The sequence below is a fragment of the Fibrobacter sp. UWT2 genome (assembly GCF_900142545.1).
GTDB lineage: Bacteria > Fibrobacterota > Fibrobacteria > Fibrobacterales > Fibrobacteraceae > Fibrobacter.
Genome location: NZ_FRBF01000004.1, coordinates 120,557 through 140,472, shown reverse-complemented (window position 1 = coordinate 140,472; position 19,916 = coordinate 120,557). Strand labels below are relative to the sequence as shown.

Sequence of the window (19,916 nt, the reverse complement as noted above, 5' to 3'; positions counted from 1 at the left end):
TCGGCCTCCTGTTGAAAATCGTTGCGGTTTTATTTCCTAGTTTTTTAGTAGGAATAAAAATATAGCTAAAAACTATTAGACTGGCAAGGGGTTATAAAACCCTTTGCCAGCCTATTTTTCATTATGCGTTGGTGGCGACCTTTACTTCTTCGATCTTCTTCAGCACGGAGCCGTCTTCCATGGCCTTTATGGCCTTGTCGAAGCCTTCCTTGATGCTGGCAGCCTTATTGCTGATGTAGAGGGCGGCACCGGCGTTCAGGGCGCAGGCATACTTGATGCCCGGGCGACCCTTGCCGTTCAGCACGTCGAGAGCGAGGTTGAAGTTGTCGACACCCGTACCACCGGCGAGGTCTTCGGGGTCCACGGCCGGGACGCCGAAGTCCTTCGGATCGATGCGGTATTCGCGATACTGACCGTCTTCGAGGATTTCGGCAATGGTCGTCGGGACGCACGGAGAGATTTCGTCGTAGCCGTCATCGGAGATGGCGACCATCACGCGCTTGGCACCGAGGGACTTTGCAGCCTTGGTGAACGGTTCCAGAATGGACTTGCTGTAAACGCCGAGCATGAGGTACTTAGCTTCGGCCGGGTTCGTGAGGGGGCCGAGCAAGTTCATGATGGTTTTGACGCCGAGGGCACCGCGAACCGGGCCGGCAAAGCGCATGGCGCTGTGGTAGACCGGAGCCATGAGGAACACGAAGTTCGTCTTGTCGATGACGCTGGCGGCTTTGTCCGGAGTCATATCCAGCTTGAAGCCGGCTGCGGTGTAGAAGTCTGCTGCACCGGACTTGCTGGAAACAGCGCGGTTGCCGTGCTTGGCAATCTTGGCGCCACAACTTGCAGCGATAAGGCCAGAGAGAGAGCTCACGTTGAAGCTTCCCTTGCCGTCACCACCGGTACCCACGATGTCGGTGAGTTCGTCACCGCTGTACGGGAACTTGCGTTTCTTGCTGCTGAGCACCTTGGCACAGCCTGCAATTTCTTCGGTCACGGGGCCCTTGCTGGAAAGCGCGGTAAGGATTGCGGCCATCTGGCGTTCGTCCATGATACCGTCGGTCAGGTCTTCCATGAACATTTCGGCAGTTTCGCGGCTCAGGTCCTTGCCTGCGGTAAGCGTGTTCAGGATTCCGCGAATGTCGAGCGGTTCGCGACGGTAGTTGAGGAATGCCTTGAAGAATTCGTCGGCGCGGCCGCTGGCAATAGATTCCGGATGGAACTGCACACCTTCAATCGGGAGCGTCTTGTGGCGAATGCCCATGATGTCGCCGTCGGTAGCGCGAGCGGTCACTTCGAAGTCAGAAGAGAGCGTCGATTCGTCGATGACGAGGCTATGGTAACGCGTGAAGATGTTCTTCTTGCCAATGGTGCGGAAGAGGCCCTTGCCGTCGAGGTCGATTTCTTCGGCGATGCCGTGCTTGATGAACTTGGCCTGCACAATCTTGGCGCCGAAGGCATAACCGATAGCCTGGTGGCCGAGACACACGCCGAGAATCGGGAGCTTGCCAGCAAAGTGCTTGATAGCTTCCACAGAGACGCCTGCATCTTCGGGGCGACCCGGACCCGGGCTCACGATGAGGCGGCTCGGGTTCAACTTTTCGATGTCTGCAATGGTGCATTCGCGGCTACGGAGCACGCGGATTTCTTCAGTAGTAATCTTGGCCAACGCCTGGTAAACGTTGTAAGTAAAAGAGTCGTAGTTATCGATAATGACGATCATCTTAGTTTTCTCCTTCGAGCACGGCGCGGATGGCACCCAATTTTTCGTTCGTTTCTTCAAATTCGCGGTCAGCATTCGAGGCCGCGACAATGCCACCACCGGCCTGCAGGCTGATGGTCTTACCCTGCTTTAAGCAGCAACGGATAGCGATACAGAAATCCAAGTCACCGTCGGATTCCATGTAGCCCACTGCACCGGCGTAGAAACGACGTTTAACCTTTTCGAGGCCAGAAAGGATTTCAATCGCGCTGATTTTCGGGGCGCCGCTCACGGTACCAGCCGGGAAGCTGGAGCGCAGCACTTCGATGGCCTTCTTGTTCTTTGCCACACGGCCCTGCACGTCAGAGACCAGGTGAATCACGTGGCTGAACTTTTCGCATTCCATGTACTTGGTGGTTTCCACCGTACCGGCTTCACAAACACGGCCAAGGTCGTTACGGGCCAAGTCCACGAGCATCAAGTGTTCTGCGCGTTCCTTCGGGTCGCCCTTCAGGTTCTTCATCAGGGCTTCGTCTTCCACGTCGTCCTTGCCGCGGCGGCGGGTGCCTGCAATCGGGTGGATGGTGGCGATGCCATCACGCACGCGCACCAAGCTCTCCGGCGATGCACCGATAAACTGGTGCGTGCCGTAATCGAGGAAGAACATGTACGGAGACGGGTTCACCGTGCGGAGGCGGCGGTAAATGTCGAGAGCTTCGATATCGCTTGCAAACTGAATGCGGCGAGAAGGCACAGCCTGCACAATGTTGCCAGCAATGATATGCTTCTGCAGGGCTTCGACCTTTTCGGTGTATTCCTTGCGGGACTGTTCCAGGTCAGTCATCGTGATGCCCTTGCCGTACTGCTTTTCCGGAGCGAGGTAGCTGAAGTCCAGGTCAGCGAGGCGGGCCTTCACCTTTTCAATCGCAGCCTTCAAATCAATCTGGTGTTCTTCGTAGTTCAGGGCGAACAGGTGAAGTTTTTCGGTAAAGTGGTCAAACACGATGTAGATGTGACCGACCAAGAATTCGGCTTCGGGAATGTTGAGTTCATCGACCTGCGGGGCAAGGCGAATGGTATCGCAGCGGGCGCAGAATTCGTAGCCGAGGTAGCCCACGCCCGAAGAAGGAATAGGGATCTGGTTAGGCGGCACCGTATTTTCGGCAGAAATCAGCGTAAGGGCATCAAGAATGTCACCTTCGCCTTCCTTCAGGAACACACTTTCCTTGCCATCGACAACGATGCTCACGTCCTTGTCGTTCTGGCGCAGACGGAAGCCTTCGTCCACCATCAGGGTCGAATAGCGGCTGCGACCGTGAGAAAAGCTTGCGGATTCAAAGATTGCCTTCGCACCGAGCTTCTTGCCGAGCGAAAACGGGGTGTAACGTTCACCGGGCAGTGCCACGTAGATACTGTCGGTACGGGGTTCGAAGTTAGGGCTTTCAGTGATGTGCCTTATGTTCGTTGTCATTTTGATCCTCTGGTTTAAAAAATCGTTTGCCTTTTCGTTTCGGGTTCCGCAAAGGCTTAGGTCCCGGAGGATTTCAATGATTTTGGTAAAAGAGAAAGGCCTCCGTGAGTCCGGAAGCCTTTGCTTTAAAATCTTGGGTGATTTGCGACAAATACCGGGCTCTATGTTAGAGTCCGCGCCACCAACGACGGTTAAGGGTTGCTGTAGTCACAAAATTCATCATGGCACCAAAAATATCAAACGAAAATTCCCTTGGCAAGGGGTTTGCGATGAATTTTCGTAAAAAAAATGAAATTATCCGCCCAAACAGGCAAAAAACAGCCCCTGCTATCACACAATTTTGCCCCTACATTGCAGGGTAATAATCATTTATATATATTCGTTACCGAAAGACACAAAGAAGGGAGAACCGTATGTTCTACAAACATTGGAAAAAGATTGCTCTTGCCCTGACCGGATTTTTCTGGGCAAGTTGTGACGACTCCGCCTCATCGGCCGTATGCCTTTATGGTCCCGACCCCAATTACAGCGATCCCGCCGAAAACCCGACATCCAGTTCCAGCGAGGCAACCGGTAACGAAACAGTCTCCAGTTCTTCTGAAGCCTCTAAGCCCGAAAGTTCCAGCAGTGAAATTGAAATGCAAATGCCGCTGTATGGCGTTATCATGGACACAACCCTTTGCACCCAGGTCAAGGGCGACCCTACGATTACCTGCAACGACGGAACAGTCTGCACGCAAAAGACCGAAGAGCGTTGGGGCGGACTCCCCTGCAGTAACGACATCTGCCCTGATTACGGCGTAGTGCAAATTTCCGAAAACACCTACGAATGCGACGGCAAGGTATACAGCGAAGCCGAATTCCGCGCCCGCTACGGAAAGATAACTGTAGTCGAGGAACCTGAACAAGATTCTATTTCCATGCAACCAGCCCTTTACGGTCCGCCTTGCGTATTCAACGGCACCTGCGACGACGAAAAGGAATAGAAGTCAATAATCAGGGAACCAGCCATGTTTTACAAGCACTGGAAAAAAATCGCTCTTGCTCTGGCCAGTTTTTTCTGGGCCAGCTGTGGAGGCGATGGCTCCAGCGAAGAGATTTCAGCAGTTCAAGCTGATCCCAGTCTTTATGGGGTAATAGGTCCCATAGAGAATGATTCCAGTGATGTTACATTCTCTTCTAGTTCGTTAGAAGAAAGTTCCAGCAGCGATTTCATTTTGATGGCTCTTGACTATGGCGTTCCATACGATCCTGACGATAGAGACACTATATACACTGACCAAATACTCTGTTTTAACGATTCTGTGCAAAATGTCGAAGGCAGGGTATTCAAGATTATCGACTGTATTGACGGCAACAAGTACTTGCGAAATCCAGGCGACGCCGGGTCCGAAGGCGTAGAACTCCCCGAAGGAATCCAGGTTTTCGCCCCGAAGGCAGGCAGCGAAAAAGCTCCCAACTGCACCAGCGACCAAGATATCTGCATTGAACGCGACCCATCAAAGCCGATTGAACAGGATTCACTTGCAGGCTGCCACCCCATTATTAACTGCCCCGCAAAGCCAGATGATACAACCTTTATTAAGGTGGAATAGACATTCGTCAAAAGACTTTAGGAGAAAATGAAGATGTTCTACAAGCACTGGAAAAAAATCGCCCTTACGCTGACCGCCCTGTTCTGGGCCAGCTGTAGTGAAACAACCGAAGAGGGAGTACTTTACGGGTGCCCTCCGAATGGTTGCTACGACGAGCCCGAAAGCAGCGAATCAAACAACGATGAATCCAGCTCTAGCGAGACTAGCGGAGTGCAATCCAGTTCCAGCGAAGAGAACGTTTCTTCAAGTTCTGAAGCTGTCAAGCCCGAAAGTTCCGAATCTGCGAATACTGAAAGTTCCAGTAGCGAAACTAGCGAAGCAGTCTCCAGTTCCAGCGAAATGACCGAAGAAAGCTCCAGCAGTGAATTATCCGGGGAATCTAGCTCCAGCGAGGTGACATGCGTGCCCTTGGATTCCAACGTAGCGTATTTTTATGATGATTACATCGCAGATGTAAAAAAGATGTGGAAAGAGGAACAGGCCAAGCACGATGCCGTAAAGAAGATTGATTCCATCCAGCAGACTTTGGCAGAAACACCCATGTGCCTCGAAAACTTACGCGATGAACTGGACCGTTTCATAGCACTTTACGGTGCACCGGTCGTCATTGATAGCGCGGTAGAATCTTGCAGCGACGGCACCATCAGGCCCAGCGAAGAATACGCCAAGTTCCTGAAGATGAAGGAAGAATGGGAAGCGAACTTGCCCGCTCTGGAAGAAGAACTCAAGAAGGTTTACGAAGACAAGCTGAAAGAACTCGAAGCCCGAATCAACAAATGCCTTTCCGGCGAAGCTGACAGCAACCAATAACCCCTAACAACTTTCCACTTCCTACAGTCTACTATTATGAAGCTCTCTCTTAAAAAGAAACTCGCACTTGAAGCTTATCGCCTTTACCGTCACAACGAAATCAAGGCGCACCCGCTGACGTACTTTTTCTGGGAATGCACGCTCCGCTGCAACTTGCATTGTCTGCACTGCGGTAGCGACTGCGTGAAAGACGCCATTCCCGATATGCCCCGCGAAGATTTTATGGGCGTGCTGGATAAACTCGCCCCGCACATTGACCCGAAGCATTTTATCGTGGTAATTACCGGCGGCGAGCCCTTGATGCGCCCGGACCTCGAAGAATGCGGCATGGAAATCAAGAAGCGCGGCTACCCCTGGGGCATGGTTTCTAACGCACTTGCGATGACGCCCGAGCGTTACACGCGCCTGCTGAACGCAGGTCTACGCTCGCTCACGATCAGCCTCGATGGCCTGCAAGAGAGCCACAACCATTTCCGCGGCGACCCGCATAGCTTTGAGCGAGCGTTGCGGGCCATTGACATGGCCGCTCACACCGAAGGCCTGACCTTCGATGTGATGACCTGCGTGAACCGCCAGAACCTTAAGGAACTCCCGAAAATTCTCGACATGCTCCTGAAAATCGGCGTCAAACGCTGGAGAATCGCAACGGTGTTCCCCAAGGGCCGCGCCAAGGATAATCCGCTGTTCCAGCTTACGAACCAGGAATTCCGCCAGGTATTCGACTTCATTCGCGAAGTCAAGAAGCTGAACGTGATCAACGTGAACTACGGCTGTGAAGGATTCCTCGGCAGCTACGAAAAAGACGCCCGCAACTACCCGTTCTTCTGCCGTGCCGGCGTGAACGTTTCCTCTGTGCTTTGCGACGGCAGCATTTCGGCGTGCCCGAGCCTCCGCGGCGACTATATTCAAGGTAACATCTACAAAGACGACCTTTGGGAAGTCTGGCAGAAGCGTTACCAGGTGATGCGTGACCGCAGCTGGGCTAAAATTGGCGACTGCAAGACCTGCAAATACTGGCGCTACTGTGAAGGCTCCAGCCTACATCTCCGTGATGAGAAAACTAAGGAGCTCGCCTACTGCCATGTAAAGCGCCTCGAAGACGCCGGCGCATAAGCAAAAAGATTTCAATCACCTCAAAAAGCAAGAGCCGCACCAAAAAAGGTGCGGCTCTTACCGATAGTATCCCTATCGGGGCTAGGGAAAATATCCAAACCAACTCCTAGCCCGAGGTGTCATTAACCTAGCCGCAAATTAGGTATTTCTCCGCCCTAATTAAATAGTTCAGAAAAACAAAGTGTTGTTCACAAAAACAACAGCGGGAGTTCTGCAAAAACCCTTATTTTTCGCTTATTTCGCAAAATTCGACATTCCAAGGAGCGTTTTTTTAGATATTATTTATGGTGATGTTACAAGCGAGCCTCACATCGAACCAAACGCACATTGTAGACGTGCTTTTAAAGAAGAATCCCAACCTTGATCGTGGGATTCTAGAAAAGGCTGTTGCCTTTATCGCCGAGGCTCATGAAGGTCAATACCGCAAGAGCGGCATGCCCTATACCGAGCACCCTTACGAAGTGGCAAAAATCCTTGCTGACCTCAAACAGGACCAATCCACGGTCTTGGCAGGGCTGCTCCATGACGTGGTCGAAGATACCGACCATTCCCTCGAAGAAATCGCAGAAAAATTTGGAAACGACACCGCCTTCATGGTGGATGCCGTCACTAAGATTACTGCCGCCCAAGAATCAAGCAAAACAGCCCAAAAAGCGGAAACCTACCGTAAACTGATTACGGCCATGGCCAAAGACCCCCGGGTTATCATGATTAAAATCGCAGACCGCATCCACAACATGCGCACCATGCGATACATGAAACCCGAAAAAAGGCAATTGATTGCCCAGGAAACCCTGGACATTTACATTCCGCTTACCCATCGATTCGGTCTTTACAAGCTGAAAAACGAACTTGAAGATTTAAGCTTCAAGTACGTGAATCCCGATGAATACCAAAAGCTGGTGGACCTCCTTATCGAAAACAAGGAATCCCGCGAAAAGTACATCCAGTCGGTGATTGGACCGTTGCAAATCAAGATGGCACTGGAAGATTTTGACTGTACGATCCAGGGCCGCACCAAGAACATTTACAGCATCTACAACAAGATGCTCAGCCGAGGGTGCCAGTTCGAAGACATCTTCGATATTTTCGCCATTCGCATTATCGTCGACACCATTCCCGAATGCTATTTGGCCTTGGGCTACGTCCACAACCTGTGGACGCCCCTGCAGAGCCGCTTCAAAGACTACATCGCGACTCCGAAGCCGAACCTTTACCAGAGCATTCACACCACGGTGATCGGTCCCGAAAACAAGATGGTGGAAGTCCAAATCCGTACCAAGGACATGGACCTGACCGCCGAAAAGGGATTCGCCGCCCACTGGGCCTATAAAATGGAAACCCAGCACGAAGGCGAAGAACTGGAATGGCTGAACCACATGGTGAAGCTCCAATCGGAAATTTCCGACTCCAAGGAATACCTCGACTTCTTGAAGGTGGACCTGAAACCTTCGGGCATGACGGTATTTACCCCTAAGGGAACCTCTATTGAACTGCCTCAAGGCTCCATCGTCTTGGACTTTGCATTTGCCGTCCACACCGAACTGGGCCTGCACTGCATTGGCGCAAAAATCAACGACGAAGTGGTGAATCTGGACACGGTAATCGAACATGGAGCTACCATCCAGGTGCTCAAGAGCCCGAACCAGGAACCCAGCCCCGAATGGCTGGACATGGTAAAGACCGTGAAGGCCAAGCAGGAACTGCGCCGCTGGATGAAAACCAGCATTATGAAACAGGCTCTCGACCTGGGTAAAGAAATTTGGGTTCGCGAACTCCGACTTCAGAAAATCGAAAAGGACAAGCGTCCTTCCGAAGAGTCTATCTGCAAGTACTTTGGCACCCCCACCCTGGACGACTTTTACGAACGACTGGGGCAGGGCGAACTGCCTCTGTCGGACATCCAGCGTTTCTTGAACGGTGGCGAAACCACACAGAAGGAATCAAATTCCCTCCGGTTCTTCCCCATGTTCAACAAGGACCTGAAGGCTGACCGCAGAGACGAAATGCCTCTGCAAATCGGCCAGGAAACCAGTTTGGTGGTCCACTTCGCCAAGTGCTGTAGCCCGATTCCGGGCGATCCGGTCATGGGCGTCTTGCGTCCGAAGATCGGTATCGAAGTCCACAATGCCGACTGTCCGCAGCTTAAGAACCTGCCCATGGAACAACGCATTGCCGTGGAATGGAGCGAAGACATCAAGCATTCCTTCGAGACCCACCTGACCATCGAAACGGAAAACCGCAAGAACATGACCTTCGATGTGTTGCAGGAACTCAAACGGGCAAACGTATTTCTGGAACGAATTTCAGCAGCAAGCCAACATTATTCGGGACGAATCAAACTGGTGTTCAAGGCATTCCGCAAGGAACAAGTAGATTCAATCATTACCGCTATCAAGAACATTGCTGGCGTTAAGCAGGTGGTAAAATCATGATTTCAAAGCTCCACCACAGCGACTACACTTTAAAGAACCGCGCCTTCAACTGCAGAATGCGCAACCGTTACTACGAAGAAGTGTACTATGCGTTCAGGGCCATTTTCCCTAACGAAGTCGCTGAGCGGACCGAGAAAAATTCCGTGGCGGACACCATCTGGTTCCAGAATTTGAGCAAAGAAATCAAGCGCTACGAAAGATTGATCATGACCTGTCTGGAATACGCTCAGGCTGCCATTTTCTATGGCAAGGCCGAAAACAAGGCCATGTATTCCAAGGACAAGCGTTGGGGTATATTGCAAGAAGAAATCTTCCTGGTTCACTTTTTGCAAGAGCTACTATCTACCACACGTTACGTGATTGCCCGAATCGAAACCGACCAAATGGTGCAGCGCTGGGCTGGCGAAATGCAAGACCTCAAGACCAAGCCTGTGGCCTCGGGTTACGTGAACGCCATTCAAGAAAAGCTGAACGAAATGAACGCCGCCACCTTGGACGAATTCAAGGACTTGTTGCGGCACGTGCTGGACCGATTCCAAATAGGCAACACGCTGTTTGGAACGGTTCAGGAGCTACAGAACTTTTACTAAACGAGAGAAAGACAAGAGACACAAGAAATGTCAGAGTACATCATCCTTTCAATCTTCCTTTTCCTGGGCGCGTTTATCGCGGCAGCGGCTACCGTTACAGGGCTTCTGCTGGGTTACCGCACCAAGAACACCAAGAACAAGATGGCGCCCTACGAATGCGGTATGGAAACCATCGGCAATGCGCGAATCCAGTTCAAGGTGGGTTACTACCTTTTTGCGCTTTTGTTCTTAGTGTTCGACATCGAAACCCTTTTCCTGTTCCCCGTTCTGGCGAACTACAAGGAAATCATGGCCGGGAATTCTCCCCTCTCGCCGACGATCGTCGTCATTGACTTAGTGATCTTCATGGCAATTCTCGTTTCGGGACTTGCATACGCCTGGAAGAAAGGCATCCTCAAGTGGGAATAACACGATGGGAATTATAAACTTAGCCCCTAAGATTTTAGACCCGATACCCGGTGGAAAGTACGTCGTCAACGCGATTGACTACGTTGTCAACTGGGCTCGAGCAAACTCCATTTGGCCCCTTACTTACGGCACCAGCTGCTGCGCCATCGAAATGATGTCGAGCTCCATGGCCCGCTACGATATTGCCCGCTTTGGCTCCGAAGTGTTCCGCGCTTCGCCCCGCCAGGCGGACCTTTTCATTATCGCAGGAACCATTACCCGCCGTATGGCGCCCGCTCTCCAGATGCTCTGGGAACAGATGCCGGGTCCCAAGTACGTTCTTGCGATGGGCGCCTGCACCATCAGCGGTGGCCCCTTCATTTACGACAACTACGCTGTGGTGCGCGGGGCGCAGAACCTGATTCCGGTCGACGTATTCGTTCCCGGTTGCCCGCCTCGCCCCGAAGCCTTGTTCCACGGTCTCCTTACGCTGCGTGAAAAAATCCTCAAGGAAACGTGTCGCGACCCTTGGCACGAAGGCGAAATCCGCAACGTGTCCACCATGGACCGTTACCGCGAAGCCGCAAAGGCTTGGGCAGCCCTTGAACGCATCAAGGACGAGGAAATGGCCGAAGCCCGCGCCAAATTCAAGGAAGAAAATCCGGATTACAAGAGCAGCTTCAAGCCTGTACGTGTGAAAAAGGAAGACTTCCCCGAAGTGGAACGAGTCGCCTGCAAGCGTTTCGGCTTAAGCCAGCTTGACATCTACAAGAAGCTCAAGGCGAAATTCCCGAACATCACCGTGCACACGCACAGCGAAGACCCCATCGAAGACGTAGTTGCCGCTATGCCGGCTGATCGTCCGCTAGAAGTGATGATTAATGTGGAAGATTACCTACCCGCTGTGGAATACGTGAAGAACGATCCTGAGTTCAAGATGAACTACCTGATCGACGTGACCGCCATTGACTACGACGACCACTTTGACATGGTGACGCAGCTCCGCAGCATCGAAAAAGGCCACAAGATTTTCTTCTGCGTGCAAATCAAGAAAAACTTTGACATCCCCGAAGATAAGCGTCCGACATCGCTACTCGGCAAGGTCCCGACCATCAGTCACCTGTACCCGGGTGCCGAAGTCAAGGAACGCGAAGTCTACGACATGTTCGGCATTGACTTTGAAGGTCACCCCGACCTGCGCCGCATCTTCTTGGACAAGGATTTTGTAGGTTACCCCTTGCGTAAAGACTTTACTCATCCCGAAATCATCAGGAGGCCCGTATAATGGCAACGAGACTTCCCCCGGGATTCAAGATTACCCGCGAAACCAATACCGAAGAATTTTTCATCAACATGGGTCCGCAGCACCCGAGTACCCACGGTGCTTTGCGTCTCGCCCTCCGCATGGACGGCGAAACCATCGTGGAAGTGGTGCCGCACTTTGGCTACATCCACCGCGGTATGGAAAAGCAAGCGGAATCCATGAGCTACCTCCAGTACATTGCGATGTCTGACCGTCAGGACTATTTGACGGCCATTCAGAACAACCTGGGCGTCGTCATCGCTCTTGAAAAGGGCATGAACGTGGGCGTTCCCGAAAAGGGCGAATACATTCGCGTTATGCTCTCGGAACTCGGCCGTATTGCCAGCCACCTGGTGTTCTTCGGCTGCTTCGGCGGCGACCTGGGCGGCCAAACCTGTTTGCTGTTCGGCTTCAAGGAACGCGAAATGATCCATGACATTCTGGAAGAAGTCACCGGATCGCGCCTCACCACCAATTTCTTTAGACCGGGTGGCAGCCGCTTTGACGTTCCCGAAAACTTTATCGACCGCGTAAAGGCATTCCTCAAGCACTTGGAAGGCGCAATGAAGGACTACGAAAGATTCCTTTCGAAGAACATCATCGTGCTCGAACGTAGCAAGGGCATCGGCATTCTCTCCGCCGAAGACGCCATCGCTTACGGATGCTCCGGCCCGGTCCTTCGTGCCAGCGGCGTCGACTTCGACGTCCGTAAGGCAAACCCCTACAGCATTTACGACCAGCTACAATTTGACGTTCCCGTGACCTACACCGGCGACTGCTACGACCGCTACACCGTCCGTATCGCCGAAATCCACGAGTCCATGCGAATCCTGTACCAGTGCATCGAGAAATTCCCGAAAGACGGTCCGTGGCGCAGCAAAGAAAAGCCCGTGCGTCTGCCCGTGGGTCGCTACTACAGCGAAATCGAAACGGCCAAGGGGCTCTATGCAACTTACGTAGTCGCAGCGACCACCGGCGAAAAGCCTTACCGCATCCACACACGCGGTCCTAGCTTCCCCCACATTGCGGCCCTCAACAAGATGGCCCAGGGTCACAAGATTTCGGACCTCGTGACCATTATGGCTACGCTTGACCCCGTGATTCCAGAGATTGACAGGTAATTTATGTTTGTACCTTCTGTAACACATCCGATTGGCGACTTTGTTCGCAGCTGGGTTCCAAAACTCACGGCATACTTGCCGGATGCTTTGCACAACGCAACTCTCGATAGCATCACCGCATTCCTCGTGAACGCCCTGATTTGTATCGTAGCCGTTTGTGCCGTAAACATCGGCTCCGCCCCCATTCTTATCTACATGGAACGCAAGGTTTGCGCCCACGTGCAATGCCGTTTGGGCCCCATGCGCCTCGGTTGGCATGGTACACTGCAGACCATCGCCGACGTGATCAAGATGCTCTTCAAGGAAGTCTACTCCCCCAGTGGCGCCGACAAGCTGATGTTCTACGTAGCTCCGCTCATCGTGCTCATCGCTCCGTTTATCGTCTGCGCCCTGATTCCCTTTGACAAGAACCTGGTGGTTGCCGACATCGATATGGGCATCCCGATGATTATCGCCGTGAACGGTTTCGGCGTGCTGGGCATTTTGCTCGGCGGCTGGAGCAGTAACAACAAGTATTCCCTGCTCGGCGCACTCCGTAGCGGCGCCCAGATGATCAGCTACGAAATTTCTTTCGCCATGATCCTCTTGTTCGTCGTCATGGTTTCCGGTTCCACGAACCTGATGGACATTACCATGAGCCAGTCTGGTACCGTTCTTGACTGGTTTATCTTCAAGATTCCGGTCATCGGATTCATCGCCTTTATTCTGTTCTTTATTTCTAGTACCGCCGAAATGAACCGCGCTCCCTTCGACATCGCCGAAGCAGAACAGGAACTCACCGGCGGCTACCACACGGAATACAACGGCACTCCGTTCGCCATGTTCTACCTGGCTGAATACATTGCGCTGGTCACGAACTCGGCTTTGGCCGCCACCTGTTTCTTGGGTGGTTTCCATGCCCCCTGTATCGGCGTCGAAGCAATCGACACTTACCTGCAGATGGTTCCCGGCTTCGTATGGTTCTTCGCGAAGATTTACTTTATGATTTGGTGCTACATGATGGTTCGTTGGACCTTTGTCCGCCCGCGTGTCGACCAGCTCATGGCCTTTGAATGGAAGTTCCTTTTGCCGGTAAACCTGGTTCTATTGGCCGCCGGCGCAATTTACATGATTTTGGTCTAATATGCAAGAACGAATTTCAACACGTCGATACATCAAGCGCTACCTGAAGCGCTGCATTACGGGTCCGTGGAGCCTTATCTGCGGTTTATCCGTATCGTTAAAGTACTTTTTTGATCCTCGGCGCATTGTGACGGAACAATACCCCGAGAACAAGAAGACCCTCAAGATGCACGAGCGTTACCGTGGCCGTCTCGAAATGATCGAAGACGCCGACGGCAACAACCACTGCACCGCCTGCGGCATGTGCGAACGTGCATGCCCCAACGCCTCCATCAACGTGCTTTCGACCAAGAACATCGCAGGCAAGAAGGTGCTGGGCCGCTACGTTTATCACTTTGCCAGCTGCACCCAGTGCGGCCTTTGCGTAGAGGCATGTCCCTTCGGTGCCATCCGTATGAGTCAGGCGTTCGAAGTCGCCACGACCGATCCGAATACGCTCGAAATGATTCTTAACAAGAAGGAGGGCCAAGGCTAATGCTTGCAACGCTTTCCGGTTTAATTCCCCAGAACCTTGCCTTCCCCACCGGCGGCATGGATCTTGCATTTTATGTAGTCGCACTCTTTATGTTGGTGACCGCCGTCTGCACGGTAGCCGTCAAGAACATTCTGCAGAGTGCCGTGTTCCTGATTTTCTCCTTTGTGGGAACCGCCATCCTTTACTTGCTGCTGCACGCTGAATTTACGGCTTTGGCACAGGTGATGGTCTATGTGGGCGGCGTGGTGATTTTCGTGGTATTCACGATCCTACTCACAAGCCGCCTCGGCGAAGATGCCTTCGCCGTGAAAATTCCGCGAGTGTTTGCGGCTTTCGCCCTTTCCATCATTTTCACCCTGGTCATGGTCAAGTGCCTCTTGCCCATCGAAGCTCTTTCGACCAGCGCTGTGGCTGCTCCCGAAGGCTACGCCTCCCTGAAGGCTTTTGCTCTCAGGCTTTTGGGTTACGGTCCCGACGGCTTCGTAATTCCTTTTGAAGTAGTAAGTATTCTCCTGTTGATGACTCTAATATGCGCCATCACTATCGCCCGTAAAGGGAAGGAGGACGAAGAAAAATGACTTTGATGAATTGTCTTATTCTTGCGTTTTTGCTGTTCGGCATTGGCGTCTGGGGCCTTATGCGTCGCCGCCACTTGATCGGCATGCTGATTTCTATTGAACTCATGCTGAACGCCGCCAACATCAACTTTATTTCTTTTGCTTACTTTAGCGCAAAAGACTCTACTGCAGGTGCGCTCTTCAGCATTTTCGTGATTGCAGTGACCGCCTGCGAAATGGCGATTGCACTCGCCATTATCGTGTCGATGTATCGTCGCTACAAGAGTCTGGACGTTGAACAGTTGAGGGACCTCCATGATTAATGACGTTTCCATCAGCTACTTGATTTTCTTGATGCCGCTTCTCGTATTCGCGGTAAACGGACTCTTCTTGGGCCGCAAATCGGACAAGGCTGCCGCAGGCTTCGCTGTCATCGGCAACGGAATTGCAATGATTGCCGCCCTGATTGTGGCAGTCCACTACTTCAGTTCTACATTCGCCCCCCAGAAAGCGGTTCTGTTCGACTTCCCATTCCTGAATTTTGCGGAAAATTTTGCCGCAAAAATCGGACTCCTGATTGACCCGCTGTCCGTCATGATGCTTGTGGTGGTCACCGTGATTTCTTTCTTGGTGAACATCTACAGTATCGGCTACATGAAGGGCGACCGCTCTGCCGGCCGATTCTTCTCGATTCTTTCGCTGTTCAGCTTCAGCATGCTGGGCCTCGTGGCCGCCACCAACCTCTTCCAGATGTTCATCTTCTGGGAACTGGTGGGCGTTTCCAGTTACCTCCTCATCGGTTTCTGGTACCATAAGCCCTCGGCCGTGAGCGCATCGAAACAAGCCTTCATTCTCACCCGCTTTGCCGACAGCTTCTTCTTGCTGGGTATCGTGATCGTGAGCTATGTGGTACAGAGCTTCGATTTCTTCGCCCTGAACGGCCTTACCCTTTCCGTTTTCAGAAAAGAAACTATTGATTTGGGCCTGATGGTGGTCACCAAGGCAGACGCCCTCATTCTCGGTTCCATTCTTATCTTTACCGGTGGCTGGGGCAAGTCGGCCATGTTCCCGATGCATATCTGGCTTCCGAACGCTATGGAAGGTCCGACCCCGGTTTCTTCGATCATTCACAGTGCCACCATGGTGGTGGCCGGTGTTTACCTAGTTGCTAGACTCTTCCCCTTCTTCGCCGTTTGCGGCAACTCCCTCACGCTGATTATGTGGGTGGGCGCCTTCACGATGGTCTTTGCCGCAGTCATCGCCTGCACGCAAAAGGACATCAAGCGCATTCTCGCCTACTCTACTCTTTCGCAGCTGGGCTACATGATGTTTGCACTGGGCGCCTGCAAAATCGGCGACGCCGTGATTACCACCGGTTGGACAGCCTCCACCTTCCACATCTTTACGCACGCCTTCTTTAAGTGCGCCTTGTTCTTGATTGCGGGTAGCCTGATTCACCAGGTGCATACCAACGACCTCGACGCCATGGGTGGACTCCGCAAGAAGATGCCGCTCACCTACTGGAGCAGCCTCATTTGCGTGCTGGCAATCGCAGGTATTCCGCCCTTCTCCGGATTCTTCTCGAAGGACGAAATCATCTTGGCAGCATTCCAGGGGCACCATTACGTGGTCTTCGCCTTGGCACTCCTCACAAGCGGACTCACCACCTTCTACATGTTCCGCCTGTTCTTCCTCGCCTTCCACGGCAAGCCCCGTTGCAAGTCCGTTGCTGAAGGTCATGTGCACGAAGACTTCTTCATGACGCTTCCTATTGTGATTCTCGCCGTACCGGCTCTCTTGAGCGGTATCTTGGGCAAGGGACTCTTCGAACATTACTTTGTGCCGGGTAGACTCCGCGTTCCGCAACTGGTATTGCTTCCCCACGCTGAATGGATTCCGTACGTTGCCGTGGCTGTAGCAGCCGTCGCGCTCTTGATTGCATGGTTCTTCTACGCAAGCCCCAAGGCTAAAGTGGAACGCGCCCTCGACGAAACAAACCGCAGCGGCTTGTACAAAGTGGTCTATCACAAGTTCTACTTCGACGAAATGTACTACGCCGTGGTTCGCCAGTTCGTCATTGGCGGCATCGCTCGCGTGGCTAGATTCATTCAAGACTACATTATCGAAGGAATTCTCGCCTTCTGCGTCTGGTTTGTACACAAGCTGGGCGACTTGGTACGCTACGCCCAGGGTGGCAATTTGAGTTTCTATTTGGGCACCCTGATTGTTGGCCTTTTGTTGTGGCGTTTTTTGGGGCAGCTTCCCCTGTAAGGTAAGGTTTGATTATGGACACTTTGCTTTTTAACTTAATCTGGATTATCCCGCTTTTCACGGTGCTGGTCTGCGCTCCGATTCCCTCCCATAAGGAATCGCTTCTCAAGACCATCCATGCGTTCTCGGGAACACTCGTGCTGTTGCTTGTAGGCCACTTGACTTATAGGCTCTACACGCTTGGCATCGGTTCGGCAAGCGCTGATTCCGCCCCGCTCCTTCTGCATTACTACATGGACATTCCCTGGATTCATACATTGAACGCCCACTACTCTGTCGGCGCCGATGGTCTGAACATGTTCCTGCTGTTCCTGACGGCAGTCATCGTCTGGGGAGGCATTCTCGTCAGTTGGAACATCAAAGGAAACCAAAAGGTATTCTTCGCGCTCATCCAGCTCTTGGCCACCAGCGTCTACGGAGTGTTCATGAGCATGGACTTGGTGCTGTTCTTTGTATTCTACGAAATGGAAGCGCTCTGCATGTACCTGATGATTGCAGGCTACGGTTCCGGCCGCAAGGACTACGGCGGTAAAAAGCTGACCTTGACGCTCGCCTTCGGCTCTTCCATGATTTTGGCAACTCTGTTCGGTCTTTATTTTGAAAGCGGAATCAGCAGTTGGAGCATTGTGGAACTTTCCAAGGTAACGCTCCCGATGGATTTCCAGATGTGGGCATTCCCGCTCATGTTCATGGGATTCGCCGTTTCGAGTTCCCTGTTCCCGTTCCACTTCTGGAGTCCGGACGGCCACTCCGCCGCACCGACCGCAGTCTCGATGCTGGCAGCCGGTGTCATGATGAAGATGGGCGCCTACGGCTGCTTGCGCATTGCCATGTTCCTGATGCCTGAAGCCGCCAAGATTTGGCTCCCCTATGTTGTAGCGCTCTTGATCTTTAACGTGGTGCTCGGTCCCTTCATTGCGCTTCGCCACAAAGACCTCAAGTACATTACTGCCTACAGTTCCATTAGCCACTTGGGCCTCATCTTCCTCGGCCTTGCCGCCATGACCCCCGTAGGTCTCCGCGGTGCAAGCCTCCAGATGATTTCTCACGGTTTCTTGACGGGGCTGTTCTTCGCTACCATCGGCATGATTTATGAACGCACCCACACCCGCGACATCACCGAAATGGGCGGCATCATGCGCAAGCTTCCGTTCCTCGGCGTAGGTTTTGTGATTGCAGGCTTTGCAGGCCTCGGCCTCCCGGGCTTCAGCGGATTCATCGCCGAAAGCAACATCTTTATCGGAGCCTTCCAGCAAGATTCCACCATCACCCGTGTCGTGACAGTGCTTGCGATCCTCTCGATTACGACAACCGCCGTTTACATCTTGCAAACAGCTAACCGAATGTTGCACGGCAATATGCCTGCCAAGTACGCAACACTTACCGACGCTTGCTTCCGCGAAAAAATCGTGGTCGTGGTCTTGGTTCTTTGCCTCCTTTTGATTGGTGTGTTCCCCGGATGGATTGCCGACATGCTCGACCAGAGTATTGCACCTATTTTTGAGAAGATTAACTCTGCATTATAGATTTTACCATGTATATCTCTAATTTTATCATACCCGACTTACTCCTGCTATTGTTCCCGTTTATCGTTATCGGGAGTAGACTCTTTTGCACCGACCGCTCTAAAGTGTCCTGGCGCATCGCGAATATCGGCTTCATCCTGATTTTCGTGCTACTGAACCTCATTCCGCTTGCCAGCGGAACAGGCAGGTTCTTCATTAACAACTGGCACATCGACGACTTTGGCGTGCTCATGCGCGAAGTTCTCATGGTGTCCGCCATTCTCGGCATCTGGCTTGCCAAAGATTACTTCGAACACGGCGGCGACGGAAAGCCCGCCATGCACCAGATTGCGGAATTTATCGGCACCGTAGCCTTCGCCACCTTCGGCGGCGTTACCGTCGTTTCGGCCTGCGACTTGCTCACCTTCTTCTTGGGCCTTGAAATCGCAACGATTCCGATGTATGCCCTTGCCGCTTGGAATAAGCAAGACCAATATGGTTCTGAAGCAGCCACCAAGTACATTTTGATGGGCTCCGTGGCCACAGCCTTCGAGCTCTTCGGATTCAGCTACCTGTACGGTTTCGCCGGATCCATTCACTTTGAAGCGATTCAGCAAGCCGTTGCCGCAGGCACCTCTCCCCTGCTGTGGATTGCAGTGCTGTTCCTGTTTGCCGGTATCGGCTTCAAGCTCACCCTGTTCCCGTTCTACACCTGGGCCCCTGACGTTTACGAAGGCGCTCCCACTCCGGTAACGGCCATTCTCTCGGTAACCTCGAAAGCTACCGCTATCGCCTTCCTCGTGGTGTTGGTCTTTGGCCCCCTGGCCCCGATTCAAGAACAGGTTGCCCCGTTCATCGCGCTCCTTGCAGGAACCACGCTCTTTGTTGGTAACCTTGGCGCGTTAAAGCAGTTCAGGCTCCGCCGCTTCATGGCCTACAGCTCTATCGCTCAAGCCGGCTATATCATGGTTGCCCTCCTCGGTCCTGCAGCCACTGCAAAGACAGCCATTATCTACTACCTGTTCGTTTACGCGGTTTCTAATTACCTCGCCTTCTTCATCTTCGGCATTATCGGGCATCACCGCGAAGAGACATTCAATTCCTTGCGTGGACTTTCCAAGCAGAAACCCATGCTCGCCATCGCTCTTGCCGTCGCCATGTTCAGCCTTGCGGGCATTCCGCCTCTTGCAGGTTTCTTCGGTAAGTTCCACCTGTTCTTCAGCGGTGCTTCTACGGGCCACTACGGCATCGTCGCCTTCGCCGTACTGAACAACGTACTTGCGCTGTTCTACTACTTGCAGCTGATTAAGAGCGCATGGATTGACGACACGGACGAACACCTAAATCCGCTCCGCATGACCAAGCGTCAGCGCGCCGTGATTGTTCTCTTGACTGTCGCGGTGATCGTTCTCGGTGTACTACCGTTCCTGAGCGACAACATCTTCGCAGGCTTTACTTTTTAAGA

At 52.6% G+C, this 19,916-nt stretch carries 18 protein-coding genes; 16 read left to right on the top strand and 2 right to left on the bottom strand.

What is annotated here, in order from left to right; all coding sequences use genetic code 11:
- Positions 1 to 121: 121 nt before the first annotated feature.
- Both BUA40_RS03980 and BUA40_RS03975 read right to left on the bottom strand, forming a co-directional pair.
- Positions 122 to 1,717: a bifunctional anthranilate synthase component II/anthranilate phosphoribosyltransferase gene (locus BUA40_RS03980; RefSeq protein WP_072798626.1), complete on the bottom strand. Its 1,596-nt coding sequence runs from the start codon at positions 1,715 to 1,717 to the stop codon at positions 122 to 124.
- A gap of 1 nt (position 1,718) precedes the next feature.
- A complete protein-coding gene (locus tag BUA40_RS03975; protein WP_072798624.1) occupies positions 1,719 to 3,167 on the bottom strand; it encodes an anthranilate synthase component I family protein in 1,449 nt (482 codons plus the stop codon).
- Positions 3,168 to 3,580: 413 nt separating this feature from the next.
- On the opposite strand from BUA40_RS03975, the gene BUA40_RS03970 reads away from it, so the two are divergent.
- The 16 genes from BUA40_RS03970 to BUA40_RS03895 all read left to right on the top strand — a co-directional run bounded on the left by BUA40_RS03970 (position 3,581) and on the right by BUA40_RS03895 (position 19,914).
- The gene (locus tag BUA40_RS03970) at positions 3,581 to 4,153 is read left to right on the top strand and encodes a hypothetical protein (RefSeq protein WP_072798622.1); all 573 of its coding nucleotides are present in this window, start codon (positions 3,581 to 3,583) and stop codon (positions 4,151 to 4,153) included.
- A 24-nt stretch (positions 4,154 to 4,177) separates the two neighbouring features.
- On the top strand, positions 4,178 to 4,762 hold the full coding sequence (locus tag BUA40_RS03965; protein WP_072798619.1) for a hypothetical protein: 585 nt from the start codon (positions 4,178 to 4,180) through the stop codon (positions 4,760 to 4,762).
- A gap of 27 nt (positions 4,763 to 4,789) precedes the next feature.
- Entirely contained in the window at positions 4,790 to 5,572 is a 783-nt protein-coding gene (locus tag BUA40_RS03960; RefSeq protein ID WP_072798616.1) for a hypothetical protein, read from the top strand.
- Between the two features lie 36 nt (positions 5,573 to 5,608).
- On the top strand, positions 5,609 to 6,685 hold the full coding sequence (locus BUA40_RS03955) for a TIGR04133 family radical SAM/SPASM protein (RefSeq protein WP_072798614.1): 1,077 nt from the start codon (positions 5,609 to 5,611) through the stop codon (positions 6,683 to 6,685).
- Between the two features lie 284 nt (positions 6,686 to 6,969).
- A complete protein-coding gene (locus BUA40_RS03950) occupies positions 6,970 to 9,120 on the top strand; it encodes a RelA/SpoT family protein (protein ID WP_255369196.1) in 2,151 nt (716 codons plus the stop codon).
- Positions 9,117 to 9,710 (top strand): hypothetical protein, encoded by a 594-nt coding sequence (locus BUA40_RS03945; protein WP_072798612.1) that lies wholly within the window; start codon positions 9,117 to 9,119, stop codon positions 9,708 to 9,710. Before BUA40_RS03950 ends, BUA40_RS03945 begins: the two co-directional genes overlap by 4 nt.
- 27 nt (positions 9,711 to 9,737) lie before the next feature.
- Entirely contained in the window at positions 9,738 to 10,118 is a 381-nt protein-coding gene (locus tag BUA40_RS03940; RefSeq protein WP_072798610.1) for an NADH-quinone oxidoreductase subunit A, read from the top strand.
- Between the two features lie 4 nt (positions 10,119 to 10,122).
- A complete protein-coding gene (nuoB, locus tag BUA40_RS03935) occupies positions 10,123 to 11,382 on the top strand; it encodes an NADH-quinone oxidoreductase subunit NuoB (RefSeq protein ID WP_072798607.1) in 1,260 nt (419 codons plus the stop codon).
- On the top strand, positions 11,382 to 12,521 hold the full coding sequence (locus BUA40_RS03930; protein WP_072798605.1) for an NADH-quinone oxidoreductase subunit D: 1,140 nt from the start codon (positions 11,382 to 11,384) through the stop codon (positions 12,519 to 12,521). The genes nuoB and BUA40_RS03930 overlap by 1 nt, the downstream gene beginning before the upstream one ends.
- A 3-nt stretch (positions 12,522 to 12,524) precedes the next feature.
- Positions 12,525 to 13,643 carry a complex I subunit 1/NuoH family protein gene (locus BUA40_RS03925; protein ID WP_072798603.1) on the top strand — a complete coding sequence of 373 codons (1,119 nt, stop codon included), beginning with the start codon at positions 12,525 to 12,527 and terminating at the stop codon, positions 13,641 to 13,643.
- 1 nt (position 13,644) lies between these two features.
- Positions 13,645 to 14,118 carry a 4Fe-4S binding protein gene (locus tag BUA40_RS03920; protein ID WP_072798601.1) on the top strand — a complete coding sequence of 158 codons (474 nt, stop codon included), beginning with the start codon at positions 13,645 to 13,647 and terminating at the stop codon, positions 14,116 to 14,118.
- Positions 14,118 to 14,696, top strand: a complete 579-nt coding sequence (locus BUA40_RS03915; RefSeq protein ID WP_072798599.1) for an NADH-quinone oxidoreductase subunit J family protein — start codon at positions 14,118 to 14,120, stop codon at positions 14,694 to 14,696. Before BUA40_RS03920 ends, BUA40_RS03915 begins: the two co-directional genes overlap by 1 nt.
- 5 nt (positions 14,697 to 14,701) lie before the next feature.
- Positions 14,702 to 14,998 (top strand): NADH-quinone oxidoreductase subunit NuoK, encoded by a 297-nt coding sequence (gene nuoK / locus BUA40_RS03910; protein ID WP_255369194.1) that lies wholly within the window; start codon positions 14,702 to 14,704, stop codon positions 14,996 to 14,998.
- Positions 14,991 to 16,946: an NADH-quinone oxidoreductase subunit L gene (gene nuoL, locus BUA40_RS03905; protein WP_072798594.1), complete on the top strand. Its 1,956-nt coding sequence runs from the start codon at positions 14,991 to 14,993 to the stop codon at positions 16,944 to 16,946. The genes nuoK and nuoL overlap by 8 nt, the downstream gene beginning before the upstream one ends.
- Positions 16,947 to 16,960: 14 nt before the next feature.
- Positions 16,961 to 18,472, top strand: a complete 1,512-nt coding sequence (locus BUA40_RS03900; protein WP_072798591.1) for a complex I subunit 4 family protein — start codon at positions 16,961 to 16,963, stop codon at positions 18,470 to 18,472.
- An 8-nt stretch (positions 18,473 to 18,480) separates the two neighbouring features.
- The gene (locus tag BUA40_RS03895) at positions 18,481 to 19,914 is read left to right on the top strand and encodes an NADH-quinone oxidoreductase subunit N (protein WP_072798589.1); all 1,434 of its coding nucleotides are present in this window, start codon (positions 18,481 to 18,483) and stop codon (positions 19,912 to 19,914) included.
- The last annotated feature ends 2 nt before the right edge of the window (positions 19,915 to 19,916 follow it).